We start from the raw sequence: 19,412 nt of genomic DNA, 5'->3' as shown, positions 1-19,412 counted from the left end.
TGTTGGGGGAAGTGGTGAGGACGGGGAAAGATTATTTTAAAGCGACCCGCCACCTGCGGGCCGCCCTGCTGACGTCGTCGGCGCTGGCCCTGGCCTGGGCGCTACCGTCCGCGCCCTCGCGCGCCGCCGCGAATGGCACCTGGCTCACCTCGCCCGGCAGCAACGATTACGGCAACGGCGCCAACTGGGACGGCGGCTTCGTGCCTGTCGGCACGGCCTCGTTCGGCACCTCCAATACCACCAGCCTGGCGATCTCGAGCGCCAGCGTCGGCGGCTGGACGTTCAATGCCGGCGCCGCGAACTACGTTTTTGACGTCAGCGGCCAGTTGAACCTCACGGGCGCCGGAATCACGGTCAATGGCGGCAGCGTCACGATCAACTACAACGTCAGCTTTTCGACGTCCACGTTCACCGGTTCAAGCACCGCGGGCGACGCCACCCTCAACGTCAACAGCGACCTTGCGTTCTACGGCAACAGCACGGCCGGCAATGCCACGATCAACAACAACAGTCAGATCGAGTTTTTCACGACCGGCCCCCTCACAGCCGGCTCGATCGCGGGCAGCGGGGTATTCGACCTTGGCGGCAACCAGCTGACGGTTGGCTCCAACAATCTGTCGACCGTCGTAACCGGCCAAATAGTCGACGGGTCGCTGGTCAAGATCGGCACGGGCACGCTCACGCTGTCGGCTTCCAACACGTTCGGAGGCGGCGTTACGCTCAGCGCGGGGACGCTGGGGCTTGCCAACAACAATGCACTCGGCACTGGCGCGCTGACGATATACGGCGGGACCGTAGCCTATGCCGATGGCATCGCCATCGGCAATGCGATTGACCTTCGCGGCAGCGCAACGCTCGATGTCACGACCGGCAGCGCGACCCAGGCAGGCGCCATCGGCCAAACCGGCGGCGCGTTCGGAATCGTGAAGACGGGCACCGGCACGCTGATCCTGAGCGGCGCCAACACTTACACCGGTGGCACCACGGTCAACGGCGGCCTGTTGCAACTCGGCAGTGCCGGCGGCGTCGGCTCCATTGTGGGGACCGTCAACGTTGGCGCCAACGGCAGGTTCAGCGTCGTCAACGCCGACACCAGCGGCATCACTGACATCTCCAACGCCGGTCTCACGGTGTTCCAGAACGCAAACAGCGCCGGCTCCGCGACCATCTCAAATAGCAGCACCCTCTATTTTTCCGACACGAGCACGGCCGGCAACGCCTCCATCACCAACAGCTCCTTCGGCGGGCTCGGATTCGCTGGATTCGCCACAGCGGGCAATGCGAGCATCACCAACAACGGGGGCATATCTTTTGTCGGCAACAGCACGGCCGGCAGCGCGACTATCACCAACGGCAGCGGCGGCCTGCTCTCTCTCTTCGACAACGCCACGGCCGGCAGCGCAACCATCACCAATAACTACAATATGTTTTTCTACGCCAATAGCACGGCCGGCAACGCCACGATCACGAACAATGCCTCCCTGAATTTCAACGACCATAGCACTGCTGGCGGCGCGACAATCACCAACAGCGCCACAGGCAACGTCTACTTCAACAATTCGAGTTCGGCGGGCAGCGCGACGATCACCAGCGACAACAACTACCTGTATTTCAACGATACCAGCACTGCGGGCAGCGCAAACATCACCAACAGCGCCAACAGCAGAGCCATTTTCCAAGGAAACGCCACGGCCAGCAACGCAACCATCACCAACGGCGCCTACCTTTATTTCTACGGCAGCAGCACGGCCGGCAACGCTGCTATCACCAACAACAATTGGCTGTCTTTCAACGACACCAGCACGGCAGGTAGCGCTACTCTCACCAACAATCGCTGGCTGTATTTCTACAACGACAGCACGGCTGGCAGCGCGACCATCACCACGTCCAATTTGCTGGTTTTCCGTGACAATTCCACGGCCGGCAACGCCTCCATCACCAACAGCAACACCATTAATTTCGTCGTCAGCAGCACCGCCGGCAGCGCGACGATTACCAACAATGCCGGCGGCACGACCTCCTTCCAGGACAACTCGACCGCCGGCAATGCGCAACTGATCAACAACGCGGCCAATGCCGTCTTCGATTTCTCGGGCAGCACCGGCCCGAACGGCGACCACAAGCTCAGCGCCGGCTCGATCACCGGCAACGGCACCTTCTCGCTCGGTGCCAACGAGCTCACGGTCGGCAGCAACAATCTGTCGACCGCCGTCAGCGGCGTGATCGCCGATGGCGGCGCGAGCGGCGATACCGGCGGTTCGCTGGTGAAGACGGGTACCGGCACGCTGACGCTGTCGGGCGCCAACACCTATACCGGCGGCACCACCTTCGCCGGCGGAACGGTCAGCGTCTCCTCGGACGCCAATCTCGGCGACCTCGCGGGCAGCCTGACCTTCAACGGCGGCGCCTTGCAGGTCACTGGCACGGCATTCACCGCCACCACGCGCACCATCAACTGGGGCGCAGCAGGCGGCACGTTCGACATTGCGAACGCCGCCAACAATTTCACCGTCAGCCAGACTCTCAGCGGCGGCGCGCTGACGAAGTCCGGCGCCGGCACGCTGACCTTGACCGGCGCGGACACATTTTCCAGCGTGACGGTATCCGCCGGCACGCTGGTGTTCCTCAACAACTCTGCCGGTAGCGCTGATATCGCCAACAACGCGCAGTTGACGTTCTACGGCAACTCCACAGCCGGCAGCGCGACCATCCACAACAGCGGCAATGTGCTGTTCGACGGCAACTCCACGGCCGGCAACGCGCAGCTCGTCAACACCACCTCCAGCGCCGTCATCGACTTCAACACCCCCGGCCCGGGCAGCGACGGCAAAATCAGTGCCGGCTCGATCGCCGGCGACGGCCACTTCAACCTCAACGGCGAGGAATTGACGGTTGGCGGCAACAACCTGTCGACCACCGTCACCGGCGTCCTCACCGGCGACGCACACAACACCGGAACATCGCTGATCAAGGTCGGCACCGGCACGCTGACGCTTTCGGGCATCAACACCTACACCGGCGCAACGATCGTGAACGGCGGCACGCTGGCGGTGAACGGCTCGATCGCGTCCTCCAGCGGCGTCACCGTGAACAGCGGCGGCACGCTCGGCGGTGCTGGCACCGTCGGTAACACGACGATCGCGAGCGGCGGCACGCTGGCGCCGGGCAATTCCGTGGGCACCCTCACCGTCAGCGGCAGCCTCACCTTCAGTGCCGGCAGCTTCTACCGGGTCGAGGTCTCCACGGCTGCCGTGGACCGGACCAATGTCTCGGGCACCGCGACGCTCACCGGCGCCACCGTGCAGGCGGTAGCGATTCCCGGCAGCTTCCGGAGCCAGACCTACACCATCCTCAATGCGACCGGCGGCTTTGGCGGAACGCAGTTCGCCGGGCTAAGCGTGAGCGGCAGCTTCAGCCCCACGCGCAATCCGCATCTCACCTACGACCTCAACAACGTCTACCTCGTGCTCGATCCCGGCACGATCGCGCTGCCGGCGGGCACCGGCGCCAACCAGAGCAACGTGGCCGGCGCCATCAACGGAGCCGTCGCAAGCGGCGGGACGCCGCCGGCCGGCTTCGATGCGCTGCTCAACATGGGCCAGCCGCAGCTCAACGGCGCGCTCGGCCAGGTCTCGGGACAGCCAGGCGCCGCCGGCACTCAGGCCTCGTTCAACGCCATGCAGCAGTTCGTCGGCATGCTCGATCCGCTTGGCGGCGGCGCGGATGGCGAGCGCGGCGCAAGCGCTGGCGATGGCGGGACGCTGGGCTACGCTTCGACCGCACCGAACGACGCAAGAGTACGCGAGGCCTACGCCGCGGTGACGCCGCGCGATGCAAGCGGCGATGTCATCGACCGCCGCTGGGGCGTCTGGGCCTCTGCTTACGGCGGCGCCAGCACGTTGAACGGCAACGCCGCGGCTGGTTCGACCACCACAAGCAGCCGCATCTACGGTACCGTCGTGGGCGCTGACTATCGCGTCTCCCCGAACACGCTGCTTGGCTTCGCCCTCGGCGGCGCTGGCTATAATTTTACGCTGTCGGACAGTCTCGGCGGCGGCCGCGCCGATCTGTTCCAGGCCGGCGTCTACGGGCGCCACACATTCGGGCCGGCCTACCTCTCGGCAGCGCTGGCCTATGGCTGGCAGGACGTCACCACCGACCGCACCGTGACGGTCTCAGGCACCGACAAGCTGACTGCGAATTTCAAGGCCAGCACCTTCTCCGGCCGCTTGGAAGCCGGCTGGCGCTTCGCACCGATTCCCGCCTCGACTTTCGGCGTGACGCCCTACGCAGCGGTGCAAGTCACCACCTTCCACCTCCCCGGCTACGGCGAGACCGCGATCGTCGGCAGCAACCAGTTCGCGCTCTCCTACACCGCGCAGGACACCACCAATGTCCGCACCGAGCTCGGCGCTCGCACCGACCAGCGCTTCCTGGTCAGCGACGGCGTGCTGACCTTGCGCGGCCGCCTCGCCTGGGCGCACGACACCAACACCAACCGGCTCGTCAGCGCCGCCTTCCAGACGCTCCCCGGCGCGGCGTTCACCGTCAACGGAGCGCAGCCTGCCGCGGACTCCGCACTCGTTGGCGGCCGCGCGGAGATGAAATGGAAGAGCGGTCTCTCGCTCGCAGGCACGGTCGAGGGTGAGTTCTCCCAGAGCACGCAGACTTACACGGGCAAGGGAACGGTGCGTTATGAGTGGTGAGCGGCGCTGCGCGCGGTGTTGCGCCCGCGTGTCGATTAGGCCAGCCCGGATCGTGACTTAGGCGCCGTCACCGACGGTGACCCGCAGATGGCGCTTCTACTGTGCAAGGGGTTGTTTTGCGGATTTGGTTTGCCGGGCTGGTTCCCGAGCCGACTACCGCCCCGTCTTCACCTTGGTCCAGAGCCGGTTGATGATGCGCTGCGTTGCCGGCTCGCGCGCCGTGATGACGAACAGTTTTGAAAGCGTCGCCTCGTCCGGATAGATGTTCTTGTCGTTCAGGATCTTTGGATCGACCAGCTTCTGGCTGGCGAGGTTGCCGCTCGCGTAGGACAGGAAGTCCGAGTTCTTGGCGGCGACGTCGGGGCGATAGAGATAGTTGATCAGCTCGTAGGCCTCCTTGACGTTCTTGGCATCCGCGGGGATCGCGAGATTGTCGAAGAACATCTGCGCGCCCTCCTTCGGAATGGCGTAGCCGATCTCGATGCCGCTCTTGGCTTCCGCCGCGCGGGCGCGGGCCTGCATGATGTCGCCGGACCAGCCGACCACGAAGCAGATCTCGCCAGTGGCCAGCGCGCTCAAATATTCCGACGAGTGAAACTTGCGCACGGACGGCCGAACCTTGGCGACGACATCAGCGGCCTTCTCGAGGTCCGCCTGCTTGGTCGAGTTCGGATCGAGCCCGAGATAGTTCAGCGCCGCCGGAAAAATGTCGTCGGCGGAGTCGAGCATGTGGACGCCGCAGTCTTTGAACTTGGCGAGGTTCTCCGGCTTGAAGACGATGTCCCAGCTGTCGATCTTGGCGTCGGGTCCGAGGATCTGCTTCACCTTGGCGACGTTGTAGCCGATGCCCGTCGTGCCCCACATGTAGTTCGCGGCAAAATCGTTGCCGGGGTCGTAGGTCGCGAGATGCTTGGTCACCATCGGCCAGGCATTGCCAAGGTTCGGCAGCTTCGACTTGTCGAGCTTCTGAAAGATGTTGGCCTTGATCTGGCGCTGCAGGAAATAGGCTGTGGGCACCACGACGTCATAGCCGGACTTGCCGGCCATCAGGCGCGTCTCCAGCGTCTCGTTGGCATCGAAGGTGTCGTAGACCACCTTGATGCCGGTCTCCTTGGTGAAGGCCTCAAGGACATCCGGCGCCATGTAGTTGGACCAGTTGTAGAAGTTGACGACGCGTTCCTCGGCTCCCGCTGGAGCGGAGAGCAACGTCAGCGCGGCGGCGATTGCAAGACCGAGGCGAAACCGCGAGCGGCTGACGTTCGTCATCTCAAATCTACCTCTTGCGTCCACGTACCGCGTCCGACAACCGCTCCAGCGCAGTGTCGAGGGTCTCGTCCTTCTTGGCAAAGCAGAAGCGCACCACCGAGGTCACCGGGTCCTGCTCGTAGAAGGCCGACACCGGGATCGCCGCGACCTTGTAATCCCTAACGATGCGCCAGCAGAACTCGGTGTCGCTCTCGTTCAGCCCGAGCGGCGACAGGTCGACGGTGAGGAAGTAGGTGCCTTGCGACTTCAGCACCGGGAAGCCGAGGCTTTCGAGGCCCTTGGTGAGACGGTCTCTGCTCCGCGTCAGGTCCTTGCGCATCGACAGGAAGTAGTCGTCGGACTTGCCGAGACCGTAGGCAACGGCGGCCTGCAGGTTCGGCGCGGTGGTGAAGGTCAGGAACTGGTGCACCTTGGCGGCGACGCGCAAGAGCGGCGGCGCGGCGCAGACGAAGCCGATCTTCCAGCCGGTCAGCGAAAAGATCTTGCCGGCCGAGCCGACCTTGATGGTGCGGTCACGCATGCCGGGGATGGTGATCAGCGGGATGTGCTTGTGCTCGTCGAAGGTGACGTGCTCCCAGACCTCGTCGCAGATCGCGATGACGTCGAACTCCTGGCAGTAGCGCGCCAGGAGCTCGAGGTCCTCGCGCGGATAGACCACAGCGGAGGGATTCAAGGGGTTGTTGAACAGCACCGCCTTGGTCTTTGAATTGAAGACACTTTTCAGCATGTCCTCATTCAGCCGCCAGTGCGGCGGCTCGAGCCGGACGAGGCGCGGAATGCCGCCGGCCTGGCGGATGATCGGCAAGTAGGAATCATAGACCGGCTGGAAGCAGACCACCTCGTCGCCGGGCTGGACCACTGCGAGGATCGCCGACGTCAAAGCCTCGGTGCCGCCGGAGGTCACCATCACCTCGCTCATCGGATCGAGCTTGAGGCCGTGCCAGTGGCCGTAATGGGTCGCGATCGCCTGGCGCAGCTCAGGCAGGCCCATCATCGACGGATACTGGTTGTAGCCGTTCAGCGAGGCGTCGGCCGCGGCGCGGCGGATGTCCTCGGGGCCCGGATCATCAGGAAAGCCCTGGCCGAGATTGATGGCGGCATTGTCGCGCGCGGCCTGCGACATCGCCTCGAAGATGGTGACAGGAAGGTCGGCGAAGACCTTGTTCAGGGACGAGCTCTTGGACATCGGGCCGATCAGCCACCGACCTTGCTGGGAAGACCCGCCGCCTTCCAACCGAGCATGCCGCCGGCCAGATGCTTGTCGTAAGGCAGGCCCGCCGCCTGCGCCGCCAGCGAGGCCGTCACCGAGCGCTTGCCGGAGCGGCAGGCGAATACGACCTCCTTGCCTTGCGGATCGGGGATGGCCTTGGGATCGAAGGTCGAGAGCGGCACCACGACGCCATAGGGGTAGGCCTCGGCCTCGACCTCGTTCGGCTCGCGCACGTCGACGAGGAGATAGCGGCCTTCCGCGACACCCTTGGAGACCTCCTCCGGAGTCAGATCCTGTACTTGATTTGCCACATCATCCTCCAACGTCGCGGGGTCCTTGCCGGGGCGATCCCGGCGGGCGGCAACCTCGCCTCTCGGCAGACGAAAATCAAGCGCTACAAAGGCTTGAGCTGCCTTGCGCAAGTTAAAGCTAAATCGCAGCGACTTGAAGTGTGCTTTGAATCCTAGGCCGGGATGCCCGGCCTAGATCGTCACCTGCGTTCCGACCTCGACCACGCGGCCGCTCGGGATCTGGAAATAGTCGGTGGCATCGTTGGCCGAGCGGCTCAGCGAGATGAACAGCCGGTCCTGCCAGCGCGGCATGCCGGAATGGGCGGCGGGCTTGAGCGCCCGGCGCGACAGGAAGAACGAGGTCGACATGATGTCGAACTGCCAGCCGAGCTTCCGGGCGATGGCGAGGGCCTTCGGCACGTTGGGCGATTCCATGAAGCCGAACTTCAGCGTCACCTTGGAGAAGGTTGGCGAGATCTGCTCCAGCTTGACGCGCTCGGCCGGATCGATGCGCGGGGTCTGCGCGGTCTCGATGGTGAGAATGACGTTCTTCTCGTGCAGCACCTTGTAGTGCTTCAGACTATGCATCAGCGCGGTCGGCGCGCTGAGCGGGTCCGAGGTCAGGAACACGGCGGTGCCGGGCACACGCTGCGGCGGCCGCTTCTCCAGCATGGCGACGAGGTCGGCGAGCGGGAACTCGAGCTTGCGCGACTTCTCGAACAGCAGCCGGCTGCCGCGCCGCCATGTGTACATCAGCAGGATCATCAGCGAGCCGAGCGCCAGCGGCACCCAGCCGCCCTCGAACACCTTGAGCAGATTGGCGGCAAGGAAGGTGAAGTCGAGGCACAGGAACGGGACGATCAGCGCCGCGGCGGCGACCGGCGACCAGCGCCAGGCCTTCCAGACCACGACGAAGCCCATCATTCCCGTGACAACCATCGTGCCGGTCACGGCGATGCCGTAGGCGGAGGCCAGCGCGCTGGAGGAGCGGAACAGCAGCACCATCAGGATCACGGCGACCAGCAGCAGCTGGTTGATGCGCGGGATGAAGATCTGGCCGGAATGGGCCTCGGACGTATGGCGAATTTCGAACCGCGGCAGCAGACCGAGCTGGATCGCCTGGCGCGTCAGCGAATAGGCGCCGGTGATGACGGCCTGGCTCGCGATCACGGTCGCCATGGTGGCCAGCACGACCATGCTGCCGCGCAGCCAGCCTTGCGGGAACAGCTGGAAGAACGGGCTCACGATCGCCCCAGGGTCATCCAGGATGAGCGCGCCCTGCCCCAGATAGTTCAGCGCGAGCGACGGCAGCACGATGAACAGCCAGGCGGTCTGGATCGGCCGCTTGCCGAAATGGCCGAGGTCGGCATAGAGCGCCTCGGCGCCGGTCACCGCCAGGAACACCGCGCCCAGCGTCACGAAGCCGATGATGCCGTGGTGGAGCATGAACGACACCGCATAGAGCGGGTTCAACGCGAACAGAATTTGCGGCTGCCGGATGACCGGCCCGATCGCCGCGACCGCAATCACGGCAAACCAGACGCACATCACCGGGCCGAAGAACGCGGCGACACGGGCTGTGCCGCGCGACTGCACGGCGAACAGGCAGACCAGGATCACAACCGTGAGCGGAACGATATAGGGCTCGAAGGTCAGCGTGACGTCCTTCATGCCTTCGATCGCCGACAGCACCGACACAGCCGGGGTGATCACGGCATCGCCGTAGAACAGCGCGCCGGAGATGATGCCGAGCAGGACGATGGTGGCCCCGCCGGTGCCGACCGCGCGCTGGGCCAGCGCCATCAGCGCCAGCGTGCCGCCCTCGCCATTGTTGTCGGCGCGCAGCAGGATCACGACGTATTTGAGCGTCACCACGACGATCAGCGCCCACAGGATCAAGGACACCACGCCGAGCACGGCCGCCGTCGTCGGCGCGCCCTCCGCGCCCGAGGCGGCCAGCACAGCCTCGCGGAACGCGTAGAGCGGGCTGGTGCCGATGTCGCCATAGACGACGCCGATGCTGCCAAGCGTCAGCGCGCCGAAACCGGCGGTGGTGTGGGCCTCGCCATGCCCATTGGCCGCCGCCGTTTCCGGGGCGGAAATCGCTACGTCGCTTGTCATGGGAGAGCCCGATGGCCTCTAAAAATGCTTCACTGCACAACGGCGGAAGAGCGCGCGGCTTATAGTCCTGCGCTGCCGGCATAGCCTAGCCCGATTCTGGGCCCTCGCCATGCGAATTTCGCATGGGTTCAGCAGTTGCGTTTTCAAATAGTCACTTGGGTTCCGACTTCAACCACCCGCCCGGTGGGAATCTGGAAATAGTCGGTGGCGTCGTTGGCGGACCGGCTCAGGGCGATGAACAGATGGTCCTGCCACAGCGGCATGCCCGACTGGGCCGACGCCTTCAGCGACCTCCGCGACACGAAGAACGACGTCGACATGATGTCGAACTGCCAGCCCTGCTTGCGTGCGATCGCAAGCGCCTTGGGCACGTTCGGCTGCTCCATGAAGCCGAAGCGCAGGCGGACCTTCGAGAACTTGTCGCTGATCTTCTCCATCCGGAACCGTTCGGAGAGATCGACCCGCGGCGTATGCGCGGTCTCGATGGTCAGGATCACGTTGTGCTCGTGCAGCACCTTGTTGTGCTTGAGATTGTGCAGCAGCGCGGTCGGCACGAAGGCGGGATCGCTGGTGAGGAACACCGCGGTGCCCTTGACGATGTGCGGCGGCCTCTTCTCCAGGCTCCGGATCAGGTCGTCCAGCGGCACCTCGATCCGGCGCGTCTTCTGGATCAGGATTCCCGAGCCCTTCCGCCATGTCCAGATCGTGCCCGCCATGGCCGCACCGAACAGCAGCGGCACCCAGGCGCCTTCGAGCAGCTTGAGCAGATTGGCGCTGAAGAAGGTCATGTCGACCATGACGAAGGGCAGGATCACGACCGCGGCGGTCGCGGCGCGCCAATTCCACAGCTTCCAGATCACGACGAAGCCCATGATGCCGTCGGCCACCATGGTGGTGGAGACTGCGATGCCATAGGCCGAAGCCAGATTGCTGGGCGTGTGGAACAGCAGGACCAGCAGCATCACGCCGATCAGCAGCAGCCGGTTCACCCGCGGCAGATAGATCTGACCGGCATGGGTCTCGGAGGTGTAGCGCACCTCGAAGCGCGGCAGGAGGCCGAGCTGCACCGCCTGATAGACCAGCGAATAGGCGCCGGTGATCACCGCCTGGCTCGCGATCACGGTGGCCGCGGTCGCAAGGCCAACCAGCGGCAGCACGAGGCTCTCGGGCACCATACGATAGAAGGAATGTTCGATCGCGCTGGGATCAGACAGCACCAGGGCGCCTTGTCCGAAATAGTTGATCAACAGCGAGGGCAGCACGAAGAACATCCAGGCCGACTGGATCGGCTTGCGGCCAAAATGGCCGAGATCGGCGTAGAGCGCCTCGCCGCCGGTGACCGCCAGGAACACGGCGCCGAGCGTCACGAGACCAATCGTGCCGTGCGACAACAGGAATTGCAGCGCGTAATAGGGATTGATCGCCGCCAGCACCGTCGGATCGTCGGCGATGTGGACGGCGCCCATTACCGCAAGGCAGGTGAACCAGATCACCATCACCGGCCCGAACGCCGAGGCCACCAGCGCGGTGCCCTTGCTCTGCACCGCGAACAGCAGCGCCAGGATTAGGACCGTGAGCGGCACGACATAGTGCTCGAACGCAGGCGTTGCGAGCTTCAGTCCGTCGACCGCCGACAGCACCGAGATCGCCGGCGTGATCATGGAATCGCCGATGAACATGGAGGCGCCGACCACGCCCAGCGCTAGCAGGAACCAGCTTCGCCGCCCCAGCGCGCGCTGGCCGAGCGCCATCAGCGAGAGCGTGCCGCCCTCCCCGTTATTGTCGGCGCGCAAGAGCAGCAGGACGTATTTGGCGGTGACGACGATGAACAGCGCCCACAGGATCAGCGAGAGCACGCCAAGCACGATGACCCGCGAGACCGGCTCGCCACCGGCGGCGCCCCGTACCGCCTCGTGGAATGCGTAGAGCGGCGACGTGCCGATATCGCCGAAGACGACGCCAATGCTCCCGAGCGTGAGCGCCCAAAAGCCTGTTTTGACCGGCCCTTCCTGGGCCTCGGTCGATGTAATGCTCGCCGCCATGAGGGTGGAAAACGCTTCTTCCCTTGAATTGATCCGGCGCCTTTTGACGCTTCCTGCGCGCGTGTCAATTGGCACAACATAGCAGGCGCAGCGGCAGATGCTGTGACGGCGCAGCCACGCCGTCGCCTGCGCGACGAGATGCCTCAGGTAGAATGGTAGCGCAAGGGGTTACGGCTTCAGATTCGGCGGCAGCGGCGGATCTTCGCGCATCAGGGTGATGGTTACCCGTCGGTTGGCCGCGAGCGAGGGATCGTCCGGAAACAGCGGCTGGGTGTCCGCCTTGCCGGAGACGGCGAAGATGTGGGACGGCGGCAGGCCCTCGCGTTCGAGTATCTGGCGCACGGCGTTGGCGCGGTCGGCCGAGAGGTCGAAGGCGCCGTAGTCGCTGCGAGTCGGCACGAATCCGGCCGCAGTGTGGCCGGCGATGGAGACGCGCAGCGGCGTCGCCTTGAGCGGGATCGCGAGCTTCTCGATCAGACGGCGGGTGCGGTCGTACGGCACCTTGGAGCCGTCGGCGAACATCGAGCGGCCATCCTGGTCGACGATCTCGAGGTTAAGACCCTGCTTGGTTTCCTCAAACATGATGTGCTTGGACATCTCGGTTAGTTCCGGCATGTCCTGCAAGGCCTGGCGCAGCGAGGCCGCGGCGAGCGCGAAATTGCGATCGACCTTGATCTTCGCGCCGGAGGTCTTGTCGCGATCCTCCTGGTCCGGGGTCGGCGTGTTGGAGGCATCCTCGGGCTGGATGTGGTCGACGTTCTTCAGCCGCGGGCGCGTCGGCAGGCCGTCGGATTCGACGATGCCCGCATAGCGCGCTTCGCTCTGCACGCCGAAGGCGTCGCGCATCGAGCCGGCGACGATCTTCAGCTTGTTGGCGTCCTGCGTCGAGAACGCGACGAGCATCACGAAGAAGCTCATCATCAGGCCCATCAGGTCGGCGAAGGTCACGAACCAGCCGTGACCACCGCCGTGAGCATCGCCGCGCTTCTTCTTGGCCATCTCGCAAGATCCCGGCGGGCGTTACGCCGGCACCGGCTCGCCCTCGGCGTGACGATGCTTCTCCGGCAGATAGGCCAGCAGCATTTCGCGCACGAGCGTCGGGCTCTTGGAGTCGCGGATCATCAGGATGCCGTCGATGATCAGGGTGCGGTTGGTCTCTTCGTCCAGCAGCTTGCCGTGCAGCTTGTCGGCGATCGGCAGACAGAACAGGTTGGCGACCAGCGCGCCGTAGAGCGTCGCGAGCAGCGCGGTCGCCATGAACGGGCCGAGCTTGGAGGGGTCGGTCATGTTGGCGAACATCTGCACCATGCCGATCAGGGTGCCGATCATGCCGAAGGCCGGGGCGCAGTCGCCGATGGCGCGGTAGATCTTGCTGCCCTCGTCGAGGTGCATCAGGAAGTTGTCGCGGTCGCGCTCGAGATTGTCGCGGATGAAGTCGAGGTCGTAGCCGTCGGCGACGTAGCGGATGCCCTTGGCCAGGAACGGCTCGTCGGTCTCGACCTTTTCGAGGCCGACCGGGCCCTGCTTGCGGGCGATCTCGGCGATACGAGCGAGCTCGTCGACGAGGTCGTGCGCCGACAGCCGGCTCATGGTGAAGGCGAACTTGGCGCCGAGCGGAAGGCCGTGCAGGAGCGCCGAGAGCGGAAAGCGGATCATGGTGGCGGAGATCGAGCCGCCGAAGATGATGATCATCGCATGTTCGGAGATGAACATGTGGAGGTCGCCGCCCATGAAGATCATCGCCGTGATGACGATGATGCCGGCCGTGAGCCCAACGCCCGTCATGATATCCATGGGAGACTCCAACGCGTCCGCAACAACGGCCGTCCTGGCCGATGGCGCGGCCCAACCCCGAACCGCATCGGAAACCCTAGAGCGCCGCCCTTAAAGCCGCGTAAAGGTTAAGTTGAACGGGACCGCCGGACCGGCGCAGCACGCTGAGGGACGCCGGCTTTGCCGGCTGCCGACAGGAATCTCAACGTTTCACTAACCATGATTGCGGCAGCAGGCGATAATGTCTCCGGCGTCGAGGCATGGGCTCGATAGCGCGCAGCCGTGACCGATTGCCTTATACAAAGCGTCGAGGTGAATCTGATGGGTTTCTGGATAGCGGGTGCGATTGGGTCGGCGATCGCTTACCTCTTCGGTTCTCTGCCTACGGGCTACCTGGCGGGGAAGCTGCTTCGAGGCATAGACATCCGTGAGCACGGCTCCAGATCCACCGGCGCGACAAACGTGTTGCGCACTCTCGGGAAATGGCCCGCGCTGGTCGTGCTTTTGGTCGATGTGCTGAAGGGCGCCGCGGCGATCGTCTTCGCCCGCTGGTTCTATCGTTGGCTCTCGACATCGCCAACTGTCACGCCGACCGTGCTCGATCTGGAAACCTGGATCGCCTGGGCCGTGTGCCTTGCTGGACTTGCCGCGCTGTTGGGGCACAGCCTTTCGATCTGGCTCAACTTCACAGGCGGCAAATCCGCTGCGACCGGGCTCGGCGCCCTGCTGGCAATGTCCTGGCCAGTCGGCTTGGGGGCTGCAATCGCCTTTGGCGTTGTGTTGGCTGCTTCTCGCATTGTGTCGCTGAGTTCGATCGTGGCCGCGCTGACTGCGATCGCCCTCGTCTGCGGCCTGGAGTAACCGCTACCCTATCGGTTACTCGTGATTGCAGGCGGCATCTACGTGATCGTCCGCCACCGCGCCAACATTCAACGGCTGCTCGCAGGGACAGAGCCGCGGTTCGGACAATTCAGTCCAGAAATCAGGTCGGGATCGTAAGGAACTGCCGAGACGTCAGCTGCTTCCAGGCGGCTGCGGCCCTGCGCCACATCCGCCGCGAGAGACAATGAAGTATCCTATGGCCCTGCGGCCTGCTCCATCGCGGGAGCCATCGCAATGTTGACGCTGTTCAGTCTTCTCACCGCGCTCCCCGCGGTGCTGGCGTTTCATCTGCTCGCGCCGGAGCTCGTACTTCCGGCCTTCAGCGCGCTGCTCTTCGTCGAGGCCGCCTTCGCCGTGGTTGCGGCGCGCTTGCTTCACAGTTCCGACAGCACGGATGAGATCACGCTGTGGGATCTCGCGGGCGGCTTCACCCTGATCGGATGCGCCGCCGCGGTGTTCGGCGAGCCGGATCAGGCCGCCCTGTTTCTGACAGAGCAGCAGGGCCTACGGCCGGCGTCGCAGCCGTAGGCCGTTTCATCGCCCGCTCAGTGAATCTCCGCCGAGCGCTTCAGCGCGGCCTTGAGCTTCTCCAGCGAGAAGTCGGGGCTGCGCGCGATCTCCAGGATCGGCGTCTCGCGGCGACCGCAAAGCTCGGCGGCCTCCGGCAGCTTTGCGGCGACATCGAGCGGGATCACGATGGCGCCGTGCTGGTCGGCGTGGATGAGGTCGTCGGACTTCACCGTCATGCCGGCGACGCGCACTTCGCCACCAAAGCTCTCCGCATGCACCCATGCATGCGACGGGCCGATCGAGCCGGCCAATGCCTGGAAGCCAGGGGCCCATTGCGGAATGTCGCGGATCGAGCCGTCGGTGATGACGCCGAGGCAACCGAGCGCCTTGTGCACATTGCTCTGCACCTCGCCCCAGAACGCGCCGTAGCCGACATCGGGACCGTCGATGTCCTGGATCACCGAGATGCGCGGGCCAAAGCCGGTGCCGACATATTCGTAATATTCGATGCGGCGCTTCGACTGCTCTTCAGGAGGCAACGACGATTTCAGCACCGAGCGGATCGCGACCGTGCGGGCGTAGCCGACGATCGGCGGCAGGTCGGGGAACGGGCAGACCAGTTGCTTGGTGGTGTAGCCGATCAGGCGGCGTTCGGGCGCCACGATCTCCATGGCATTGCAGATCGTCGGCGTGTCATAGCGGCCCAGCGCTTCGAGGACGGAAGCGGGCAGCGGCCCGGTCGCGGTATCAGTCACGGCGTTCTCTCCCAGATTGGCGGCCGCTGTTGGCGCGGTGCCGCCGGCACAGGGCGATATAGCCGAGATCGGGTCTCAACCCAATCGGGACGTCCTCATGGCAGATATCCGCGTGGGCCCGCTCAGTGCAGCCGGCCGGGACGATCGTCGTCGTGCGGCGGGTCGGACAGATTTGCCAGCGTCGGCGCCGACGGCGGCGACGGCACCTCGCCGCCGGCAGGCGCAGCGGCCTCCGTTGCCCGCGCCTGGTCGCGATAGGATTTGTAGCCGAGCGGCAGGCAGAGCAGATACAGCACCGTCCCGATCGAGAGCACGTGCCAGGGATAGGCGATCAGGATCGCGATGAAGACGATCACCGCGACGAACGCCGGCAGCACCAGCTCGGGCGGCACGCGCATGCGCTTGGTCTTGCCCGAGAACACCGGCAGGCGCGACACCATCAGGAAGGCGATCAGCAGCGTATAGGCCGCCGTCACCGCGACGGGCCAGCGGCCGAGATCGAGGAACGCGACATAGATCGGCAGCAGCACCGTGATGGCGCCGGCCGGCGCCGGCACGCCGGTGAAGAAATTGGCAGCAAACGCCGGCTTGTTCGGATCGTCCATGGTGGCGTTGAAGCGCGCAAGCCGCAGGCCGCCGGAGATCGCGAACACCATCGCGGCGATCCAGCCGGCATTGCCGAGCTCGTGCAGCTGCCAGAAATACAGCATCAGGCCGGGCGCGACGCCGAAATTGACGAAGTCGGCGAGGCTGTCGAGCTCGGCGCCGAATTTCGACTGGCCCTTGATCAGGCGCGCAACGCGGCCGTCGATGCCGTCGAGCGCGGCCGCGAACACGATGGCGTAGACCGCGAGCGACATCCGTCCTTCGATCGACAGGCGGATCGCGGTGAGACCGGCGCAGATCGCCAGCAGCGTGATGACGTTGGGCACCAGCATCCGCACCGGGATCGGGCGGAACCGCCGGCGGCGTACATCGGGATCTCTCAAATCATAGGGCGTCATGGCTGTCCTCACCTCAAGGCGAGATATAGCAAGCCGCGTCCCCCTCCGCCATTGCGGCCGAAGGCCCCCAGGGACAGGCTTTTGGTTAATTGGCGCGGAAAGCGCGGCTCGGGTCGTCGCCGGCAAGATCCGCCAGGATGGTCTCGCCGGCGATCGCAGTCTGGCCTTCCGATACCAGCGCCTTGGTGCCAACAGGCAGATAGACGTCAAGCCGCGAGCCGAAGCGGATCAGGCCAAAACGCTCGCCGGCGCCGATCGCCTGCCCCTCCTTGACGAAGCAGACGATGCGCTTGGCGACCAGCCCTGCGATCTGGATCACGCCGATCCGCGCCGTCGGCGTCGAGATCACCAGCGAGTTACGCTCATTGTCCTCGCTCGCCTTGTCGAGCTCGGCATTGATGAACAGGCCCGGCCGGTACGCAATGCGGTCCACCCTGCCCGCGATCGGGCTGCGGTTCACGTGGCAATTGAACACGCTCATGAACACCGAGATGCGCGGCAGCGGCCGGTCGCCGAGCCCGAGCTCGGCCGGCGGCAGCGCCATGGTGATCATCGAGACGCGGCCGTCGGCCGGCGACACCACGAGCCCCTCGCGCACCGGCGTCACACGGACGGGATCGCGGAAGAACAGCGCACACCACACGGTCAGGATCGTGCCGATCCAGCCCAGCGGCGACCACAGCCAGAACAGGATCAGGCTTGCCAGCGCAAAGCCGCCGATGAAGGGATAGCCCTCCTTGTGGATCGGCGGGATCTGACGCTGGATCGAATCGAGAATGGACATCGGTATCTGCCGCTCGAGGTTAATGGCACGGGTCGTTGCGCGGGCTTGTTTAGGCCAGAGTTGGGACCGGAGACAAGGTCACTCCGCGGCCGCCGGCGCCGCGAGGGCGTCTTCGACCGGCGGCGGCTCCCGGTTGGGCGCCTCGCGACCGGCGGCGGCTCCCGGTTGGGCGCCTCGCTGCTGTCGGCCATCTGGGCCAGTTTCTCGCGCGCCGCCTCGGCCTCGCGCTGCCTGTTCCACATGCTGGCATAGAGGCCGCCGTGCGCCAGCAGTTTGGCGTGGGTGCCGCGCTCGGCGATGCGGCCCTGGTCCAGCACGATGATCTCGTCGGCCCCGACGATGGTCGAGAGCCGGTGTGCGATCACCAGCGAGGTGCGATTCCTGGCGACGCGGTCGAGCGCGCCCTGGATCTCGTGCTCGGTATGGGTGTCGAGCGCCGAGGTCGCCTCGTCCAGCACCAGGATCGGCGGCGCCTTCAAGACGGTGCGCGCGATCGCGACGCGCTGCTTCTCGCCGCCGGACAGTTTCAGGCCGCGCTCGCCGACCTGCGTCTCGTAGCCCATCGGTGCCATGCGGATGAAATGGTCGATCTGCGCGAGGCGCGCCGCCTCCTCGACGTCGGCATCGCTGGCGCCCCAGCGGCCGTAGCGGATGTTGTAGCGGATGGTGTCGTTGAACAGCACGGTGTCCTGCGGCACCATGCCGATCGAGGCGCGAAGGCTGGCCTGCGTGACCTCGCGAATGTCCTGGCCGTCGATCAGGATCTTGCCGCCGGAGACGTCGTAGAGGCGGAACAAGAGACGCGAGATCGTCGACTTGCCCGCACCGGACGGACCGACGATCGCAACCGTCTTGCCGGCCGGCACCTCGAAGCTGATGCCTTTCAGGATCGGCCGCGTCGGCTCATAGGCAAAGCGCACGTCCTCGAAGCGGACCGTGCCGGCGGACACGGTCAGCGGCGGCGCACCGGGGACGTCCTTGATCTCGGCCTCGCGGCCGAGCACGCCGAACATCTTCTCGATGTCGATGATCGCCTGCTTGATCTCGCGATAGACCATGCCCATGAAATTCAGGGGCTGGTAGAGCTGGATCATCATGGCGTTGACCAGCACGAAATCGCCGACCGTGTTGGTGCCGTTGCGCACGCCGATCGCGCACATCAGCATGGTCGCGGTTAGCCCGAGCGTGAAGATCACGGCCTGGCCGGTGTTGAGCACGGCCAGCGAAGTGTAAGTGTGGACGCTCGCCTCCTCGTAGCGCGCGACCGACTTGTCGTAGCGCTGCGCCTCGCGGGTCTCGGCGCTGAAATACTTCACGGTCTCGTAGTTGAGCAGCGAGTCGATCGCCTTGGTGTTCGCCTCGGTGTCGGAATCGTTCATCTTGCGGCGGATGCCGATCCGCCACTCGGTCGCGATGTAGGTGTAGTACATATAGACCGTGACCGTGATCAGGGTTGCGACCACGTAGCGCCAGTCGAACTGCCAGAGCAGCACCGCCATCAGCAGCGAGACCTCGACGATGGTCGGGATCAGCTGCAGGATCACCATGCGCACGATGACCTCGATGCCCTCGCGGCCGCGCTCGAGCACGCGCGTCAGGCCGCCGGTCTTGCGCTCGAGGTGAAAGCGCAGCGACAGCTCGTGCATGTGGACGAAGGTGATGGTGGCGAGCTTGCGCACCGCATGCATGGCGACGCGGGCGAAGATGCCGTCGCGCCATTGCGTCAGCACCGCCATCAGGATGCGCATCGCGCCATAGCTCGCGGTGAGCAGCAGCGGCGAGGCGATCACCCAGAGGTGCCAATTGTCGGCCGCCACCGGCGCGGTGTTGGCGCCGGTCAGCGCGTCGGTCGCCCATTTGAAGCTGAACGGGACCGCCAGCGTGATCAGCTTGGCCACGAGCAGCAGCACCATCGACCAGACCACGCGCATCTTCAGGTCGAAGCGGTCGCCCGGCCAGATATAGGGCCACAGATGCGCCAGCGTGCCCATCAAGGTGGCCCCGGCCGGCGCTCCGCCGGCAGGTTCAGGAACGTCGGCGCCGTCGAACGATTGAGGTTGGTCCATCAA

The 19,412-nt window shown here is 65.2% G+C and carries 12 protein-coding genes and 2 pseudogenes; 3 read left to right on the top strand and 11 right to left on the bottom strand.

Translation table 11 applies throughout. From position 1 onward, the window contains the following. Positions 1-14: 14 nt before the first annotated feature. Complete coding sequence (locus FOM02_RS19160) at positions 15-4,706, top strand: beta strand repeat-containing protein (protein ID WP_159073912.1); 4,692 nt, start codon at positions 15-17, stop codon at positions 4,704-4,706. A gap of 153 nt (positions 4,707-4,859) precedes the next feature. Here the strand turns inward: FOM02_RS19160 and FOM02_RS19155 are convergent, their stop codons facing one another. The 7 genes from FOM02_RS19155 to FOM02_RS19125 form a co-directional block, all read right to left on the bottom strand. Further along, entirely contained in the window at positions 4,860-5,972 is a 1,113-nt protein-coding gene (locus FOM02_RS19155) for a polyamine ABC transporter substrate-binding protein (RefSeq protein WP_027557278.1), read from the bottom strand. 7 nt (positions 5,973-5,979) lie between these two features. Continuing rightward, on the bottom strand, positions 5,980-7,158 hold the full coding sequence (locus FOM02_RS19150; protein WP_027557277.1) for an aminotransferase: 1,179 nt from the start codon (positions 7,156-7,158) through the stop codon (positions 5,980-5,982). 8 nt (positions 7,159-7,166) lie between these two features. Then, positions 7,167-7,493, bottom strand: a complete 327-nt coding sequence (locus FOM02_RS19145) for a rhodanese-like domain-containing protein (protein WP_027532212.1) — start codon at positions 7,491-7,493, stop codon at positions 7,167-7,169. A gap of 171 nt (positions 7,494-7,664) precedes the next feature. Further along, positions 7,665-9,593 carry a potassium transporter Kup gene (locus FOM02_RS19140; protein ID WP_027557276.1) on the bottom strand — a complete coding sequence of 643 codons (1,929 nt, stop codon included), beginning with the start codon at positions 9,591-9,593 and terminating at the stop codon, positions 7,665-7,667. 143 nt (positions 9,594-9,736) lie between these two features. Next, positions 9,737-11,635: a potassium transporter Kup gene (locus FOM02_RS19135; protein ID WP_027557275.1), complete on the bottom strand. Its 1,899-nt coding sequence runs from the start codon at positions 11,633-11,635 to the stop codon at positions 9,737-9,739. A gap of 168 nt (positions 11,636-11,803) precedes the next feature. Beyond that, a complete protein-coding gene (locus tag FOM02_RS19130) occupies positions 11,804-12,634 on the bottom strand; it encodes an OmpA/MotB family protein (RefSeq protein WP_027557274.1) in 831 nt (276 codons plus the stop codon). Between the two features lie 21 nt (positions 12,635-12,655). Then, the gene (locus FOM02_RS19125) at positions 12,656-13,429 is read right to left on the bottom strand and encodes a motility protein A (RefSeq protein WP_018645542.1); all 774 of its coding nucleotides are present in this window, start codon (positions 13,427-13,429) and stop codon (positions 12,656-12,658) included. Positions 13,430-13,729: 300 nt separating this feature from the next. Between FOM02_RS19125 and plsY the strand changes: the two are divergent. Next, positions 13,730-14,407: pseudogene (plsY, locus tag FOM02_RS19120) on the top strand (glycerol-3-phosphate 1-O-acyltransferase PlsY). Between the two features lie 117 nt (positions 14,408-14,524). Continuing rightward, positions 14,525-14,818, top strand: a complete 294-nt coding sequence (locus tag FOM02_RS19115) for a hypothetical protein (protein ID WP_027557273.1) — start codon at positions 14,525-14,527, stop codon at positions 14,816-14,818. 17 nt (positions 14,819-14,835) lie between these two features. On the opposite strand, the gene FOM02_RS19110 is transcribed toward FOM02_RS19115, so the two are convergent. From FOM02_RS19110 to FOM02_RS19095, 4 genes and pseudogenes are all read right to left on the bottom strand, one after another. Beyond that, entirely contained in the window at positions 14,836-15,555 is a 720-nt protein-coding gene (locus tag FOM02_RS19110; protein WP_027557272.1) for an RraA family protein, read from the bottom strand. Positions 15,556-15,677: 122 nt separating this feature from the next. Then, the gene (locus FOM02_RS19105; RefSeq protein ID WP_027557271.1) at positions 15,678-16,559 is read right to left on the bottom strand and encodes a CDP-alcohol phosphatidyltransferase family protein; all 882 of its coding nucleotides are present in this window, start codon (positions 16,557-16,559) and stop codon (positions 15,678-15,680) included. An 85-nt stretch (positions 16,560-16,644) separates the two neighbouring features. Next, on the bottom strand, positions 16,645-17,343 hold the full coding sequence (locus tag FOM02_RS19100) for a phosphatidylserine decarboxylase (RefSeq protein WP_027557270.1): 699 nt from the start codon (positions 17,341-17,343) through the stop codon (positions 16,645-16,647). A 146-nt stretch (positions 17,344-17,489) separates the two neighbouring features. Next, positions 17,490-19,409, bottom strand: a pseudogene (locus tag FOM02_RS19095) (ABCB family ABC transporter ATP-binding protein/permease); the annotation flags it as partial. Positions 19,410-19,412: the final 3 nt, after the last annotated feature.

The organism is Bradyrhizobium sp. SEMIA (assembly GCF_014844175.1).
GTDB classification, from domain to species: domain Bacteria; phylum Pseudomonadota; class Alphaproteobacteria; order Rhizobiales; family Xanthobacteraceae; genus Bradyrhizobium; species Bradyrhizobium arachidis.
The sequence above is the reverse complement of the archived record's forward strand: the minus strand, read 5'-3'. Positions and strand labels throughout refer to the sequence as shown.

What these genes read in the sequence shown, in the direction of transcription:
- FOM02_RS19125 (WP_018645542.1), bottom strand. Translation starts at nt 13,429, where the DNA reads ATGGATATCATGACGGGCGTTGGGCTCACGGCCGGCATCATCGTCATC.
- FOM02_RS19100 (WP_027557270.1), bottom strand. Translation starts at nt 17,343, where the DNA reads ATGTCCATTCTCGATTCGATCCAGCGTCAGATCCCGCCGATCCACAAG.
- FOM02_RS19155 (WP_027557278.1), bottom strand. Translation starts at nt 5,972, where the DNA reads ATGACGAACGTCAGCCGCTCGCGGTTTCGCCTCGGTCTTGCAATCGCC.
- FOM02_RS19150 (WP_027557277.1), bottom strand. Translation starts at nt 7,158, where the DNA reads ATGTCCAAGAGCTCGTCCCTGAACAAGGTCTTCGCCGACCTTCCTGTC.
- FOM02_RS19130 (WP_027557274.1), bottom strand. Translation starts at nt 12,634, where the DNA reads ATGGCCAAGAAGAAGCGCGGCGATGCTCACGGCGGTGGTCACGGCTGG.
- FOM02_RS19140 (WP_027557276.1), bottom strand. Translation starts at nt 9,593, where the DNA reads ATGACAAGCGACGTAGCGATTTCCGCCCCGGAAACGGCGGCGGCCAAT.
- FOM02_RS19115 (WP_027557273.1), top strand. Translation starts at nt 14,525, where the DNA reads ATGTTGACGCTGTTCAGTCTTCTCACCGCGCTCCCCGCGGTGCTGGCG.
- FOM02_RS19105 (WP_027557271.1), bottom strand. Translation starts at nt 16,559, where the DNA reads ATGACGCCCTATGATTTGAGAGATCCCGATGTACGCCGCCGGCGGTTC.
- FOM02_RS19135 (WP_027557275.1), bottom strand. Translation starts at nt 11,635, where the DNA reads ATGGCGGCGAGCATTACATCGACCGAGGCCCAGGAAGGGCCGGTCAAA.